The 16,097-nt window shown below is 44.2% G+C and carries 16 protein-coding genes; 8 read left to right on the top strand and 8 right to left on the bottom strand.

Features of this window, described 5'->3' with window-relative positions; all coding sequences use genetic code 11:
• Positions 1–500: 500 nt before the first annotated feature.
• Together QUA88_RS27635 and QUA88_RS27630 are read right to left on the bottom strand one after the other, a co-directional pair.
• Positions 501–986, bottom strand: coding sequence for a VOC family protein (locus QUA88_RS27635; RefSeq protein ID WP_333056581.1), 486 nt, complete (start codon positions 984–986; stop codon positions 501–503).
• A gap of 86 nt (positions 987–1,072) precedes the next feature.
• Entirely contained in the window at positions 1,073–2,347 is a 1,275-nt protein-coding gene (locus QUA88_RS27630) for a hypothetical protein (RefSeq protein WP_333056583.1), read from the bottom strand.
• Positions 2,348–3,233: 886 nt separating this feature from the next.
• On the opposite strand from QUA88_RS27630, the gene topA reads away from it, so the two are divergent.
• Complete coding sequence (gene topA, locus QUA88_RS27625; RefSeq protein WP_333233962.1) at positions 3,234–6,020, top strand: type I DNA topoisomerase; 2,787 nt, start codon at positions 3,234–3,236, stop codon at positions 6,018–6,020.
• Positions 6,021–6,201: 181 nt separating this feature from the next.
• Here topA and QUA88_RS27620 read toward each other — a convergent pair whose 3' ends face one another.
• The 3 genes from QUA88_RS27620 to QUA88_RS27610 all read right to left on the bottom strand — a co-directional run bounded on the left by QUA88_RS27620 (position 6,202) and on the right by QUA88_RS27610 (position 7,110).
• On the bottom strand, positions 6,202–6,549 hold the full coding sequence (locus tag QUA88_RS27620; protein ID WP_333056587.1) for a DUF5615 family PIN-like protein: 348 nt from the start codon (positions 6,547–6,549) through the stop codon (positions 6,202–6,204).
• A gap of 4 nt (positions 6,550–6,553) precedes the next feature.
• Positions 6,554–6,913: a DUF433 domain-containing protein gene (locus QUA88_RS27615; protein ID WP_333056588.1), complete on the bottom strand. Its 360-nt coding sequence runs from the start codon at positions 6,911–6,913 to the stop codon at positions 6,554–6,556.
• A 62-nt stretch (positions 6,914–6,975) separates the two neighbouring features.
• Positions 6,976–7,110: a hypothetical protein gene (locus tag QUA88_RS27610; protein ID WP_333056589.1), complete on the bottom strand. Its 135-nt coding sequence runs from the start codon at positions 7,108–7,110 to the stop codon at positions 6,976–6,978.
• 71 nt (positions 7,111–7,181) lie between these two features.
• Here QUA88_RS27610 and QUA88_RS27605 point away from each other — a divergent pair, with 71 nt between their 5' ends.
• Positions 7,182–7,364, top strand: coding sequence for a hypothetical protein (locus QUA88_RS27605; protein WP_333274932.1), 183 nt, complete (start codon positions 7,182–7,184; stop codon positions 7,362–7,364).
• On the opposite strand, the gene QUA88_RS27600 is transcribed toward QUA88_RS27605, so the two are convergent.
• Positions 7,361–7,789: an HNH endonuclease signature motif containing protein gene (locus QUA88_RS27600; protein ID WP_333274929.1), complete on the bottom strand. Its 429-nt coding sequence runs from the start codon at positions 7,787–7,789 to the stop codon at positions 7,361–7,363. The two genes, QUA88_RS27605 and QUA88_RS27600, sit on opposite strands and share 4 nt — an antisense overlap.
• 5 nt (positions 7,790–7,794) lie before the next feature.
• Positions 7,795–8,166 (bottom strand): hypothetical protein, encoded by a 372-nt coding sequence (locus QUA88_RS27595; RefSeq protein WP_333274927.1) that lies wholly within the window; start codon positions 8,164–8,166, stop codon positions 7,795–7,797.
• 519 nt (positions 8,167–8,685) lie between these two features.
• On the opposite strand from QUA88_RS27595, the gene QUA88_RS27590 reads away from it, so the two are divergent.
• The 4 genes from QUA88_RS27590 (at position 8,686) to QUA88_RS27575 (ending at position 14,141) form a co-directional block, all read left to right on the top strand.
• A complete protein-coding gene (locus QUA88_RS27590) occupies positions 8,686–8,934 on the top strand; it encodes a hypothetical protein (protein WP_333056597.1) in 249 nt (82 codons plus the stop codon).
• A gap of 536 nt (positions 8,935–9,470) precedes the next feature.
• Positions 9,471–10,760 carry an AAA family ATPase gene (locus QUA88_RS27585; RefSeq protein ID WP_333056599.1) on the top strand — a complete coding sequence of 430 codons (1,290 nt, stop codon included), beginning with the start codon at positions 9,471–9,473 and terminating at the stop codon, positions 10,758–10,760.
• 5 nt (positions 10,761–10,765) lie between these two features.
• Positions 10,766–11,200, top strand: coding sequence for a hypothetical protein (locus QUA88_RS27580; protein ID WP_333056601.1), 435 nt, complete (start codon positions 10,766–10,768; stop codon positions 11,198–11,200).
• Positions 11,201–11,666: 466 nt separating this feature from the next.
• The gene (locus QUA88_RS27575) at positions 11,667–14,141 is read left to right on the top strand and encodes a phosphoketolase family protein (protein ID WP_333056603.1); all 2,475 of its coding nucleotides are present in this window, start codon (positions 11,667–11,669) and stop codon (positions 14,139–14,141) included.
• 316 nt (positions 14,142–14,457) lie between these two features.
• Here QUA88_RS27575 and QUA88_RS27570 read toward each other — a convergent pair whose 3' ends face one another.
• Positions 14,458–14,751: a DUF433 domain-containing protein gene (locus QUA88_RS27570; protein ID WP_333211627.1), complete on the bottom strand. Its 294-nt coding sequence runs from the start codon at positions 14,749–14,751 to the stop codon at positions 14,458–14,460.
• Between the two features lie 37 nt (positions 14,752–14,788).
• Here QUA88_RS27570 and QUA88_RS27565 point away from each other — a divergent pair, with 37 nt between their 5' ends.
• A complete protein-coding gene (locus QUA88_RS27565) occupies positions 14,789–15,805 on the top strand; it encodes an AAA family ATPase (RefSeq protein WP_333211629.1) in 1,017 nt (338 codons plus the stop codon).
• A complete protein-coding gene (locus tag QUA88_RS27560; RefSeq protein WP_333274922.1) occupies positions 15,798–16,028 on the top strand; it encodes a DUF3226 domain-containing protein in 231 nt (76 codons plus the stop codon). The genes QUA88_RS27565 and QUA88_RS27560 overlap by 8 nt, the downstream gene beginning before the upstream one ends.
• The last annotated feature ends 69 nt before the right edge of the window (positions 16,029–16,097 follow it).

Here is a 16,097-nt window from a genome sequence, read left to right as displayed (position 1 = left end):
GTCCCGCCCGTCCTTTTTGGACGGGCGGGACGCCCATCCCACAATAACAATTAAAATTGTAAGTTATTTAATTCCCGATCCTTACGTCTAAATACAATCAAGAAATAATATCGATTTTTTACTCATATTGCCAAGGATTGTAAAGGAGTAATTATTACTATTCAATAATTAGTAAAAGCTGTCGTGTAAAAAAATAAAAATGGAATATCTGCTGTAGAGGTAAATATTTTTAATAAATTAGATCAAAATGGTCGAAAGGCGGCTGATGATTTGTCAAATACAATGCAAATTATTTTCGAGTAATATTGGTCAAAATGGAATTATCGAGCCGTTCCCCAACAGGAGTAATTCATTAAGTTATTTATTTTTCATGCCCGATCGGCAGAGTATTGATCGAGACCTTTACCAAAGGAATTTTGGAAAAGCATGGGCTCAGTCAAAACATCACTATTTTTTTCTACTGCGATACTCATCGTTTCAGATACAGCATATTCTGTGGTTCATAAAGTACATTGCCAGCTATATTGTGTGGTGTTAATCCTCCGGGTGCGGATCTGCTTCATATTTGATAAAACTTGCATATTGACGGGTATCCGCACCTTAATTGCTACAAAATTGTGTGTACTACATATACATAGAATATGCTGTAAATAAGGTGGACGATATGCCCAACTAGAAAATGCAACTATGTCCTCAGAACCTTTGGCTGGACGCAAACAGATGCCAAACGGACACGCACCATTATTCCGATTTGTCGATCGCTCCCAAAGACGAGTCTGATGAATTGGCTCAGACTTCGCCTCTTCTGGATCGTGAATCCATAACAATTCCAACATTGCGTTATGGAAAAAGAAACAGCGATTGGCTGTACCTTGTCCGCGATGAATGCGAGATGCACCCTCAACTAAACCGAAGGATGATAAACGATTAGCTTCCGAAGCACCAATATCAGTAAGGATGAAAAGATGGTCGAATTCAAATGTCATAAAAGTTATCTGTTAAATTGCATCCAACTACTTTAGTTGTAGGGTGTGTCGCCATGCAAAATCCGTAAAAAAGATCGACAATATCTCTACAAGAATTGTTTGGGATTCCACATAAATTGAGAACGATATCCAATAATTACATTATCGATAAGATTAGAGTTCGTATTTTCTTCGGATACATGGAATCTGCTGTATCCTCGCTGATACCAGCAGACATTCTCTGCTAACAAAGGCTCTGCCGGCTTGCCTCTAACTGCCTCGGGAAAAATTCTATCGACCCATTCCCGAGCAGTCGGTAGGCTCAATTTCCCATCGGTTCCTTTTGGATAAATGACCGCTGCATAGGGAGATTCAAGTTCATTTTTCTGAGGAAACAGCAAGAACAAGTCAATCGTTGATAATTCACCAACCAACTCAACATATCCCAGTTCCGCACCCCGTACATGCAGGCAGTGGTAATAGTATGCAAGATGCCAGGATGCAACTCGAATCATTTCAGGGTCATCATAGTTACCCAATTCAATTAACAGCGGTTCAAGGGCTGCAACTTTGCAGGATTCATCTGTCGCAGCAGCAAGAGCAAGCCCTACACGCCCCATATCAATCAGGCGGCGAACCGCATCAGCATCCCGGCTAAACCGTTCATGGGCATCAAACGCTAAGTTGCAAGGAAAGTAGCAAATATAAGGTTCTGGTTCTGGTGAATTCTCTAAAATATCCAACAACCATTCTTTGGCATCAAAACCTTGTTTCGGAATAGCGCCCCAGAACGCGCCTGCTATCCCTGGGCGATCGAGTTCCTTGTGGTAAATTAACTGCATCATCTCGTCAAGTGGTGGTATTCCAATAATCGCTTGTTGGTTGCGCTCATAATTTTCATCAATATACCATTCCCAATATTCATGTTTTTTGACACTCTTACCATAAAAAATACCAATCTGATAAGCAGTACAAGCCCTAATTAGCAGGTCAGCATCATCTAGCATTTCTAACAATTTTTCTCCTACTTCTTGCCAAGTCGAATCATAAGCACCCAAGAAAAGTTGTGCTGCTAATATCGCCTTTTTTGTAGGAATCTCTCGCTCTTCTGAAGCAGCCAATTGGTATAACCATTCGAGAAGTAAGCGGTTATAAGGTGGTTCTTTTGCCAAGAACTGGAAGCCACAACAAAAATTTTCAAAGATGTTAGGCTTATTTAGAGTTTGGGCTGCGATCGCCTCACAGATAGATTTCATGCGCCTGTCAATCGGTCTTGGCTGGTAATCGTCGCAATTAGATCGTTGCGACTGTTCTATTTCTAGAGCATAGATTAGCTTGTTAATTGCCCTGTCCCAAATCTGCCATTCTTTATGTTCAAGCAAACCAATAAATGTTTCAAAGATTGTATCCCACTCATTTGAGCTGTAGGGAAAATTGAGTGAAATGTCTAACAGTTTAATTGGGTCGCTGTGACTTTGGGGTGAGAAAGTTTCTGGGGTGAATATTTGTTCTCGAATCGATTTAATACTTGGCTGAGAACCCTCTTCTTGAATCATAGCACTCAAAAGTGTTTTTCAGATACTGGCTATGGCTAAGCTAACACAGCCTGACACTGTTGTTACTACTGTCGAGCGCTCCCAAAGCAAGACAAGATACAAATGTTGGGTTTGTGTCGTCAAATATTGTCGCTTAGTGCGTCGCTCGCTCGATTGTCGCTCTTTGTTTGAGGATGGTAGATGGCGACAAACCCTACGAATACGATCGAAGATTTACGCCATCTTGCCTAGTGTTTATAATAACCCCCTCCCAAAATGGTATCAAGAATTAGTCCCACAATATCTGATGTTAGCTTGTGAGCGCGATCGACCCTTTCTGTAAATGCGCTCGACTATTTGACCAATTCTCGATCCCATTTCAAGTCTTTTTTGCAGGGAAACCATCAAATCTTGCCCAATCTTAAATCTAAAACCTAAAATCTACAATTGAGGAACCATCAGCCCGCATCCAGCAGTCTCAACATCCAGTTAGCGACAATTCTGCTAGAGTCAGGTCATCATCCCGTGCATCTTGTAGAGACGCGATTCGCAGCCTCTGCCCCCAAAGCAGTAAAATCCCATCACATTGTCACCTGCCACCCGATCGGCAGTAAGTTAAAAATTAAGGTAGTTTGAAAATAATCGCCCAAAGTTGAAAGAAACCTTGACATCTGACCTAAACTCTCTAACTTAGACCCTCTAGCTGCGCTGCCATCCATATTTAAAAGATGCCATGTCAACCTTAGTCATCGTCGAATCTCCTACCAAAGCCCGCACCATCCGCAACTTCCTGCCCTCCACCTACCGTGTAGAGGCATCGATGGGCCATGTCCGCGACCTACCATCCTCCGCCGAAGAAATACCAGAAGCCGTTAAAGGAGAAAAATGGGCGCAACTGGGCGTAAACGTGGAAGCAGACTTTGAACCCCTCTACGTCATCCCGAAAGATAAAAAGAAAATTGTTAAAGAACTCAAAGACGCCCTCAAAGACGCCACAGAACTGATTCTAGCCACTGACGAAGACCGGGAAGGCGAAAGCATTTCCTGGCATTTGCTGCAAATCCTCAAACCCAAAGTGCCGATCAAGCGGATGGTGTTTCACGAAATCACCCGCGAAGCTATCCGCGATGCTTTGACTCACTGCCGCGATATCGACAATCGAGTTGTACAAGCCCAAGAAACTCGCCGAATTCTCGACAGACTCGTCGGTTACACACTATCTCCGCTACTGTGGAAAAAAATCGCTTGGGGTTTGTCCGCCGGTAGAGTGCAGTCAGTCGCTGTACGCCTGTTGGTGCGCCGGGAACGGGAACGCCGCGCTTTCCGCCAAGGTAGTTACTGGGATTTAAAAGCAACTTTGACCCCCCCCAACCCCCCCCTTGGTAAGGGGGGGGCTTCGGACAACCCCCCCCTTGGTAAGGGGGGACAGGGGGGTGCCTTTGATGCCAAACTCGTGACTGTCGGCAATGTAAAAGTTGCAAACGGCAGCGATTTTGATGAAAATACCGGGCAAATTATCGCAGGCCGCCGTGTACTTTTGCTGAACGAAGAACAGGCGCGGGCTTTACTCTCACGCATTCAAAACAAACCTTGGACTGTCAGCAATCTCGAAGAACGGCCAGTCACCCGCAAACCCTCGCCACCGTTTACGACCTCGACTTTGCAGCAGGAAGCTAACCGCAAACTGAGGCTGGGTGCGCGGGAAACCATGCGAATTGCCCAAAGCCTCTACGAACGCGGTTTTATCACCTATATGCGGACGGATTCGGTGCATTTGTCCGAACAGGCTTTAGAAGCGGCGCGCAGTTGCGTCCAAGAACTTTACGGCAGCGAATACCTCAGCCCCCAACCGCGCAAATACACCACGAAAAGCAAAGGCGCCCAGGAAGCCCACGAAGCTATCCGTCCCGCCGGCAGCACTTTTCGGACTCCGCAGCAAACGGGATTGGATGGGATTGATTTCCGCCTCTATGATTTGATTTGGAAGCGGACTGTGGCTTCTCAAATGGCTGATTCTCGCCAAACTCACGTCACTGTATTAACTCAGGTAGAAGATGCCGGTTTCCGTTCCAGCGGCAAACGCATTGATTTTCCAGGCTTTTTGCGCGCCTACGTGGAAGGTTCCGACGATCCGAATGCGGCGTTGGAAGACCAGGAGGTGATTTTGCCGGCGCTGAAGGTGGGGGATAAACCTAATTGTAAGGATTTAGAGGCAGTTGGCCACGAAACTCAACCTCCCGCCCGCTACACGGAAGCTTCTCTGGTGAAAATGCTGGAAAGCGAAGGTGTGGGCCGTCCGAGTACCTATGCGAGTATTATCGGTACGATTGTCGATCGGGGATATGCGAAATTAATAGCTAACGCCCTAATTCCGACATTCACCGCTTTCGCCGTCACGACTTTATTGGAAACACATTTTCCCGATTTAGTAGACACTGGTTTTACTTCCCGAATGGAACAAACCCTCGATGAAATTGCTACAGGCGAGGCGAAATGGTTGCCGTATTTGCAAAAGTTTTATACAGGGGAAACCGGACTCGCAACCCAAGTTAAAGAACAGGAAAGTCAGATTGATGCGAAAGTTGCCCGAACTGTGGTATTGGAGAATATTTCTGCTAAAGTCTGCATCGGCAAATTCGGCGCATACCTGGAATCTGAAAGCGAAGAAGGCCTGGTAAAAGCATCGATTCCGCAAGATTTGACGCCGGCAGATTTAGACCCGGAACAGGTGGAGTTTCTGTTAAAGCAAAAAATGGAAGGCCCGGAAAAATTGGGTCTTCACCCGGAAACCGGGGAACCGATTTATGTGCTGATTGGCAGTTATGGGCCATACGTTCAGTTAGGGGATGTTTCGGAAACGAACAAGAAACCGAAGCGGGCTTCTTTACCGAAGGGGACGGATAAGGATAGCGTGACGGTGGATATGGCGGTGAGTTTGTTGACTTTACCTCGGTTGTTGGGAACTCACCCGGAGACGGGGGCGAAGGTGCAAGCTAATTTGGGGATGTACGGGCCTTATGTGGTGCATGACCAGGGTAAGGTGGGGAAAGATTATCGATCGATCAAACCGCCGGATGATGTTTTGACGATCGAGCTCGATCGGGCATTAGAGTTATTATCGCAGCCGAAAGCCGCCCGCGGCCGCAGCAAAACAGCTACACCTTTGAAGGAATTGGGCGCCCATCCAGAGTCGGGAGAATTGATCAATGTTTACGATGGCCGGTACGGCCCCTACGTGAAACACGGCGATATCAATGCTTCTTTGTCGAAGGATGAATCTGTGGAGAATTTCACCTTACAAAAAGCACTGGATTTGTTAGCAGCGAAGGAAGCAGCGGGCGGCGGAAAATCTAGCAGCAAGTCGAAGAAGTCAACTAAGACTGCGGCGGAGAAATCGGAGACTGCAACGAAGAAGACTGCGGCGAAGAAAACTACTGCTAAGAAGACGGCGACTGGGGCGAAGAAAACCACGACTAAGAAGGCTGCGACGGCGACTGCGACTAAGAAGAAGACAACGTGATTTTAGTTTAGTTTTCACTGATCGAGAAACCCGGACGGTGTAGGGGCGGTGCGACCCCTACTCCCCGTGCCGCCCGGTTTTTTTGTTGGTAAAATACTGCACAAATTTAGGTTTGTAGTAAGGACTTCAGTCCTTAAAATTCGGCTTGAGTATAGTAGGGCATAAGGTCTCTTGAATTCAATTAAGATATGGACGGCGGCCCTGAGCGATAGACACGAATCACTTTTTTCGTCAATGTCTCAGCAGTAGATATTGCATCATTAATATTAGCAGTCAGTCTAGCAATATCGTCATCTCGCGTGCAGGCAATAATACCACAGTGGTCAGGTTGCAGCTTGTGCAGTTGAAAGAAATCCCGTCGGTTGACGGTCAAAACAGCCCGATTTTCAATGATGGCAAATGCTAATACATCCTCATCCGGTAGTCCAGCATTTCCTGCTTCTTGAACAGTCAGGACATCATGCCCCAAAGACCGCAGGTTTTGCACGACTTGCCGAGGAAATTGTTCGTCTGCGTAGAGACGCGCCATAGGTTTATTTGATATTTTCAGGTGTATCTAATATTTCGTCAGCCTCATCTTGCAGTCTAATTGCTTCCTCAATTTCGTCAGGATAAGCTTCAGCATAAGCCCAAACATTTACCAAATCAGCAGCACTGAGATGGGGATAGCAGTCTAGGATAAAAGCATCGGTAGCGCCGTCATTGCGATAGCTTGCGAGCAACCAAACGGGAATGCGAGTATTGTCAATACAAGCATCGCCGCCCATCACGCCGGGAGTTTTTGTAATAGAGCGTCCCCTGTTTTTGAGACTCTGGGTTAAGATGCTGATTGCCTCAGCTTTCTCCCTTAGCGTTAAGGCCTTGAGTTGCGCTTCTAATTCTGGGATTGTCATAGAGCTTATTTGATTTATGAATTATGTATGTATTTTATATTGTAGGGCGATCGCCATATTAGTTAGGTTTCTTGCAAAACGTTGTGGATTAATTCTGCTGCTAGCTCTAGCTTATCGCGGTGAGTGAGGGCTTCCATGTCAACGGTGACTGCTGAGCGGCGCTTGGATGTGGGTGCGGCTGGGGGTGCCGCGGGCAATTGCAGAGTTTCGTAGAAATAATCGATTCATCATTCTAGGTGTTGGTGGAGGTAAGGAGGTAACAAAATTGATGGGCGATCGCCATTTTTCCCAATCCCGGACAAAAGAGCGATCGCACTTTTTTCAACATCTCGATGAAAGTGCGATCGCTCTTTTTTACATAATTTGCACTTACTCAGTATTAATTTCAGTTAAATTAGTCAGTTTGATATCATTTGCGCGATCGACCATTTGTGACTCTCAAACCTTTTAAGGAGAAATGTCTGTGGGCGGATGCCATCCAGCACTAACCCACTGACGCCTGACAGTAACAGCAATATGATTGTTTAGTTGTAGTGCTGTGACTGTGGCGCGACCGCAATCTGTAAGTCCAATAATTTCTGTAGCGTCTTCACTCCAAGCAAAATTTTGTGACCATTGTTGAGTGCGCGGATTAAACAACTTAACGTGCTTTTGCGTGACCCGATCTAATGCGTCAGTTTGGGTTCCTTTGTAATTATTGCACAGACTACAAGCCAGCCAGAGATTTTCTTCCTCGTCAGTACCGCCAATCGCTTTAGGAATAATATGGTCAATTTCCAATATTCCCAGGACACACATTTGTAAACTGCGACAATAACCGCACCGATTTTGAGCTTGTGCGCGAACTCTGGCTCTAACTTGTTCAGAAATTGCCATTTTGCTTATCCTTTTAATGGTTCGATCAAGCCGCGCCGCACAGCTTCATTTAAGGCTTGAGCTTGTCGCAATAGTCGAGTTTCATATATGTGGATTAATGCCTGCAATTCATCCAGTTCTACAGATGCGATCGTACCGGATTGTTGGCGGTCTAGCAATTCACTCAATCGTTGTTCTTGGAGTGGTTGCAGCCGGAGTTGAGTCTGAGTGATTACTTCTGAATCAGACAGTGCTGATACTGGTTTAGCGGTTGGTAAGAGAAAATTTTCCAGAGTTTCTACTAGAATCTCACTCACGGTGCGGTGGCGTTGCAGCGCTAGCAATTCTGCTTGGTGATAGACTTCATCTGGCAGATTTAGGGTGATTTGGGCGGTCATAGGTGCAAAGCTATGAAACTAATATTTATATTATGCCATATTTTACTTTGAGTATTAGACATCTGCCAAAAAGAAATGAAGCAGGATCTCGCTTGCTAAAAATACGGCGACTGCGACAAAGTAGAAAACCAAGTGAAATTAGTTTAGTTTTCACTCATCCCAGAAACCCGGTTTCTTTATTTGTAAAACACTAGACAAGAGGGCAAAAATAGGTTTGTACTTCAATCCTTAAAATTCTCTTCTCTTCCTTTGTGTCATAAACGTCTGCGCGGTTCCATCGCCCCTATTTTTTTTTAGACATCTCAACTCCAACTCTTGTCAAGCCTACCTTTTGGGCTTACTTGTCACCCGTCAGCAAAATCATCCTATTTACTTATTGACAATTGCTCCTCTCTGTTAAATTGTCATGAATCGAACATATAAGGTTAAAAATTGTATCGTAAGCAACAGAAAGTACCCAATCTTTTATGTAGGGCTCTACAATGGACAAAAGAAACAAGATTAAGAGGCGCGATCGCTATGGGTATCAATGAAAATCTAGACTGGGAAGAAGCATTTGAGTACCGAGCGGGCTTAACAGTGGAGTTGAAGTCCCAGCCAGGTGTTTTCGATACGATCGCTTACTATGAAGTGATGATGGTACCGCCCATCTGGTTAGAAAATGACCCCCGTCCCCGCTATCCTCACGAACTGCGAGTGGTTTCCCACCAGCCAACTGTGTCCAATGTTTGCCGGATTTCAGAGTGCCCTGTTTTAGTCGCTTCCTAGATTTTTTCAGCGGAAAATATTGGCGATGGCATCTAGCCAGCAATCAAACCGATGCAGTGATTTTCGGATTGAGATTGCTTTAGTCTACTTTGTGGCGATCGGCTAAGTAGTCGTAGGGTGCGCCGCCATGAACAACCCCTAACGCAGCATATCGACAATCTCACAGATCCGCACTTGTGCGATCGAGAGCCGATGTAAACAAACCCAACACTTATTTTTTAGCCAAACTTTGTAAAAATGGTATTATTTTAGGGTTTCGGTAATTCCTTCCCCTATCAATAACTGGACGTTGGTCTAACATCTCCTCAGCGACCAGAAAGGCGATATGGGCGATCGACTTTCACGAAAAAACTGCGGTAATCCAAAAGTATATTGGTACAAATGGTAGAAATCCATCTTGATATTAATGAGAGTTGTTTGAGGTTTTTCCTAGGGTGACTAATTCGGTTTATTAACACAAAAGTGACAACTTTAACCATAAAAATTAAATTGGTATGTTAAGATGACACAAGCCCTTACCATACTTGATTTCAATTATGGCTGAAAAATTAATAGTTAGAAACTTTGCTGGCATCAAGGATTTAGAGATTGAAATCAAGCGAATAAATATACTTATTGGCCCTCAAGCCAGCGGTAAAAGTGTTTGCGCTAAACTCCTTTTTTATTTTAAGAACTTCGTATGGGAAATTTTATCGGTTGTAAATAATGAGCAGACAAAACGCAATCTAGATTCAAACTATTCCAAGACGTTTGAGGAATATTTTCCTCCTGATAGTTGGGGAAAACAAGATTTTTTCATCAGGTATGAAATTTCCAATTTTTTTATAGAAGTTAGTAGAAAACAGGATACCAAAGGTAGAATTTCCCTCAGCTATTCAGATTTTTTCAAGAAACAATTGGCAGACCTACGCAATTTACTCAAAAAAGCAAGAGAGGAAAGCTCTGAAATAACTTTGAGTAATAATATTATTAATAGTTCATTGTTTGGCCATAAAATTTTAAAAGATCACTTAGTAGAAAGTTTAGGCAGATCCATTGGTCGAGAGGCCGCCTTCAATCAGCTTTTTATTCCTGCTGGTCGCTCATTTTTCGCTAATCTTCAGAGCAATATTTTTTCTTTTCTTTCAAGCAATAATACCTTAGATCCATTTCTAAGATCCTTTGGCTCAACATACGAAACGATAAAAAAATTGCGTATAAAATATAATATTTACCTGGAACATAAATATACAAAAGATATACTAGAGGAAATAAACAGGCTAATAGAGCAGTCTTTATGTGGTAAGCATATACAGGAAAAAGGCAAAGATTTTCTGGAGGTGGCAGATGGAAGACGTATTAGTATTGCGAACTCATCTTCCGGTCAACAGGAAACATTACCTCTGACAATTATCCTAGCTGCACTACCTTTTATAGCTTCCCCTCCAGTGGGTCAGACAGTGTATATTGAGGAGCCGGAAGCGCATTTATTTCCAAGCGCACAGCGTAATATTGTCGAGTTGATCGCTACAGTCTTTAATTCTCGCAAAGAGCAACTTCAATTCTTCATAACTACCCATAGTCCTTATGTCCTGACAGCACTTAATAATCTGCTCCAGGCTGGGCTTCTTTATGAAGAATCCAGCGAAGATATACAACATCAACTAGAAAAGATTGTATCTAGATACAAATCATTAGATGTTGACGATCTCTCAGCCTATGTTTTGAGCAATGGAAAATGCCAGAGTATTGTGTGTCCTGATACTGGGTTGATTGATGCGCGAGTAATTGATTCTGTTTCTGATGAACTAGCTATTGAATTCGATCAACTTCTCAACTTAGTTTGAATTATATGAAAAGTATTCCAGAGTGTGAGGAACATAGATCCGACACCAAGATTGTCTTGCAGGAAAACAAAAGTAAAATAACGTTCCTCAACCCGAATAAAGACGAAATATTAATAATTAAGGTTGATGGCTGCGTTATTAGTGACAATGAGACTTTGCGTTGCGACTATGCACTCATTCCTTCTGATGCAGTAGAAATATATGTAGAGTTGAAAGGAAGCGATATTGCACAGGCGGTTAAACAAATAGAATCAACTATTAATTTACTTTCGGCAAATCCGCAAAAGATTAAGAAGCTATGTTTTGTCGTGTCTACACGTGTGCCAAAACAAACACCAAGTATACAACAGCTACAAAGTCAGTTTAAGAAAAAATTTAATGCTAGTTTCAGAATCAAGAATATTCAAGATGAGTATGATTTAAGTACGTCCACAAGCTAAACTAACGAGAACTTTGATATGACAAACATACAGAACTCTACCTGAAAAGGAGTCAGCAGACAATTCGCCTGCATAAATAAAATTTAATTCACATATAAATCATTACGAGTTCTACCTTGAAAAGTATCTTTTTGGGGACTTGCACAACTTCTCCCACCCGCTGCAGCACATACGCATCAGGTGCCCAGTGAACACTCTCCGCAAGCTCTTGTGTAAATCCTATTTTATATTACTGAATTCCTTGATCCCCGCAAATCTCTATCTTTATTACCTCGATATTGTGCGATGTTTAGCCATAAATTAACATTGATTTAAACTTTTATGGAGACATAAAGGAGCTAGAATTCAATAGTTGGTGTGGAAGACATGGAGTTTAAATACAAAATGTCACAGATAACCAATTAATATCGATCGCACTTCACGATCGCACTTGACAAAACAACCACAACTCAGGAGTCAATCGCTGATGATGCTAGGAACAACCGAGATCCCGCAATTAAAGCCGCTTTCCGACTCAGAACTACACAAAATGAACGCCTACTGGCGGGCGGCAAACTACCTATCCGTCGGACAAATCTATCTCCTCGACAACCCCCTACTCAAAGAACCCCTCAAAATCGAACACGTCAAACCGAGACTCCTCGGACATTGGGGCACTACTCCAGGGCTAAACTTCATCTACGTTCACCTCAACCGCATCATCAAAGCCCAAGACATCAACGCCATCTACATCGCAGGCCCCGGACACGGCGGGCCGGGCTTGGTGGCCAACACCTATCTCGAAGGCACTTACAGCGAATATTACTCGAACATTTCCGAAGATGAAGAGGGTATTAAACGGCTATTCAAACAGTTCTCCTTTCCCGGCGGTATCCCCAGCCACGTCGCCCCGGAAACCCCCGGTTCGATTCACGAAGGCGGCGAACTCGGCTACGCCCTCGTCCACGCTTACGGTGCCGTCTTCGACAATCCCGATTTGATTGTGGCGGCTGTTGTCGGTGACGGGGAAGCCGAAAGCGGCCCCTTGGCTGCTAGCTGGCATTCTAACAAGTTTCTCAACCCGGTTCGCGACGGGGCTGTGTTGCCGATTTTGCACTTGAATGGCTACAAAATTGCCAATCCAACTCTGTTGGCCCGTATTCCGCAGGAGGAATTGGAAAGTTTGATGGTCGGTTATGGCTACAAACCTTATTGGGTGGAAGGTTCAGACCCGGAAACCATGCACCAGTTGATGGCTGCAACTCTCGATACCGCGATCGGCGAAATTAAGGCGATTCAGGAAAAAGCCCGGACAGAGGGCTATTCGGGCCGTCCCCAGTGGCCGATGATTGTGATGAAAACTCCCAAAGGCTGGACGGGGCCCAAGGAAGTTGACGGTAAGAAAACTGAGGATTATTGGCGATCGCACCAAGTCCCACTTTCGGAAATGGCTTCTAAGCCCGGACACGTCCAACTCCTGGAAGATTGGATGAAAAGCTACAAGCCGGAAGAACTCTTCGACGAAAACGGCAAGTTAATTCCCGAATTAGCAGAACTCGCGCCCAAGGGATCTCGGCGTATGGGGGCAAATCCCCACGCTAACGGCGGCCTGCTGCTGCGAGACTTGAAAATGCCGAAATTTGAAGACTACGCCGTTGACGTGCAAAAACCGGGCACTGTAATGGCAGAAGCAACCCGCGTTTCCGGCCGCTTCCTGCGAGACGTGATGACACTGAATCAGGAAAACGCGAATTTCCGTATTGTCGGGCCTGACGAGACGGCCTCAAATCGCCTCGATCCGGTGTTTGAAGTGACGAACCGGGTGTGGGCGGGGGAAATTTTGCCCGAAGACGATCACATCTCCCCCGATGGCCGGGTGATGGAAGTCCTCAGCGAACATCTATGTCAGGGATGGCTGGAAGGCTATTTGCTGACGGGACGCCACGGATTTTTCTCCTGCTACGAGGCGTTTATTCACATCATCGATTCGATGTTCAACCAACACGCCAAGTGGTTGAAAACTACTCGTCACATTCCTTGGCGCCGACCGATCGCATCTCTGAATTACTTACTAACTTCTCACGTTTGGCGACAAGACCACAACGGTTTTTCTCACCAAGATCCGGGTTTTATCGACCACGTAATTAACAAGAAAGCGGAAGTGGTGCGGATTTATTTGCCGCCCGATGCGAATACTTTGCTGTCAGTAACGGATCACTGTCTCCGCAGTCGCCACTATGTCAACGTGATTATTGCAGGGAAGCAGCCGGCATTGCAGTATTTGGATATGGATTCTGCGATTAAACACTGTACCGCCGGCATCGGCATTTGGGAGTGGGCCAGCAACGATAAAGGTGGCGAACCAGATGTGGTGATGGCTTGCGCGGGTGATGTTCCGACGCTGGAAACTTTGGCTGCGGTTGACATTCTCCGCCGAGATTATCCCGATTTAAAAGTGCGGGTGGTGAATGTGGTGGATTTGATGACGCTGCAACCTGCTAGCGAACATCCCCACGGTTTGTCTGACAAGGATTTTGATACTTTGTTCACGAAGGATAAGCCGGTGATTTTTGCTTTTCACGGCTATCCTTGGCTGATTCACCGCTTGACTTATCGCCGGACAAATCACCCGAATATTCACGTTCGGGGTTACAAGGAAGAGGGAACGACTACGACGCCGTTTGATATGGTGGTGATTAATGACCTCGATCGATTCCATTTAGTTGGAGATGTACTCGATCGCGTTCCGAAACTGAGTTCTGTTGCAGCTTACGGCAAACAAGCTATCCGTGACAAGCTGATCGAACACAGGCACTATATCAACGAACACGGCGATGATATGCCGGAAATCCGCGACTGGAAGTGGCCGCACGCGGGCCCGGTTTCGCCGGAACCGCCGAAGGAAACGAAAGATCCGACAACGACAGGAGATCAAACTGTGCGATCGGGTGCTCCTGGGTAGGTGCGATCTCTGTCTGAAAAGAAAGTCCTCAGAAATTGAGGGCTTTTTTTAGTTGTTATGAGAAATCTGTCGTTAGTCCGCGAGTCCGCCAGGGGTTGAAAACCCCTGTCTCATAGCAAAAGTCGGTTGAAACCGACTATCGATTTTAGATTTGAGATGTTAGATTGGGAATTATTGATTTGAGATTGGAGATTTGAGATTTGAAATTAGGAATTAAGTGGTTTATTTAATTGGCGTTTCAGTCCTCTTTTAGAGGACTTTCGCTATGAGACGGGGGTTTTCAACCCCCGGCGGACTTGCGGGTTAATCGATATCTTCATGCTTGTGCCATCTGCGTTAACGAGGCTAGCGCGCGATCGAGTAATACCTCAACTTGGGCGCGAGTTACTCCCGGAAACCATTCGAGAAACTGGTCAATAGAGGCCCCATCTTTAAGGTTCTCGAAAAAGGCGGCAACAGGTACGCGCGTTTCCCGAAATACCCATGCACCACTCACCTTGGTTGGATCGCGTTCAATGACTTCAAAGAGGTCTATATTCTGCATGACGTTCGTTGCTTGTTGCGACTCAAGTAAAACAACTAAGATAGAATTAATGGTAGCATAAATCAATGGTGATTTAGGATTTGTACATTCAAAAGAGGCGGTCATGCTTAAAGAAATAGAAATCCAAAATTTTAGGTGCTTTGAGCAAATCAAAATTTCTGGATTTGAAAGAGTAAATTTAATCGGCGGTAAAAACAATGCTGGCAAGACAGCCTTGCTAGAAGCAATTTTTCTCAATTTTGCTCCCGATGTTAGTAGTATAGTAATGCTAAGAGAGCTGAGAACAGAGTCATCAGCAGCCCTAGATGCTATGCCAGATAGAGCTTGGAATAACTTATTTTATGCCTTAAAGAAAGAAGATAAAACAATAGTTATTCAGGGAAAGAATGATAATAGCAATGATAATATCGAGCGAGTAGAAATTCAAATAGAAATCAATTTACGTGATTCTGATTTAATTATTAAAACAATAAAAGGTGAAAAAAAAATTAACGAGTTAGTAGAAAGCGTTACTTATAGAAGCTCAATAAGTAATACAAATTTCCTTGTGTACGAAATACCGATCGTTCCTCCTTTTATCAGAATTCCCGGAAGAAAACTCATAGAGTCATTCGATCACGCGCGCTTGGATGATAAAGATAGCGAAGTTTTGAAAGCTTTTCAAATTATTGACCCTACGATCGAATCTGTAGAAAGTTTTTCAATTGGCGAACCCACACTTTACTTAAGAAGAAAGGGCGAAAAGCGTTTGCCTTTATCATTGTTTGGAGATGCAATGAATAGAGTTGCATATATTATTCTTAAATTAGTAAACAATAAACACAAAATACTGCTAATTGATGAAATAGAGAATGGCATTCACTATACAAACCAGCGTAATTTTTGGAGAATTTTGTTTAGGTTGGCGGTGGAACTGGATACCCAGATTTTTGCGACAACTCACAGTTTAGAGATGCTGCAAGCATTTGCTGATGTTGGTTTAGAACCCAATCAGGAATGCAGCAGCGCATATTTTGAACTAGCCAAGAAACCGAAAACCGCTCAAATAATCGGCATCCGGCGCGATTTGGAAACCTTGAATTACGCACTAGAGCATCAAAAAGGAGTGAGAGGTGAGTAATATTGTCATAGTAGAAAGTAAAAACGATGCAATTTTTATGAAGGCTATGGTTGAGAAACTTAACTGCGATATCCAGGTAGAAAAACCTATTTATATAGAGGATTATGAACGTTTGGAAGGCTTGAGCGAAACAAAACTAATTACTACTTTAAAAGCTTTAGAAGCCGACCTTCAAAAAAGAGATATAGAAAAGATTGGGATTATTATTGATATTGATAAGTAGGTAGGCGTAAAAAAACCAAATCATGTTAAGATAAGTAAACACTCAAGATTTGATTTACAAAATCAACAA

Source organism: Microcoleus sp. D3_18_C2, from assembly GCF_036702395.1.
Classification (GTDB): Bacteria; Cyanobacteriota; Cyanobacteriia; order Cyanobacteriales; family Microcoleaceae; genus Microcoleus.
This window is presented reverse-complemented; position numbering and strand designations above follow the sequence as displayed.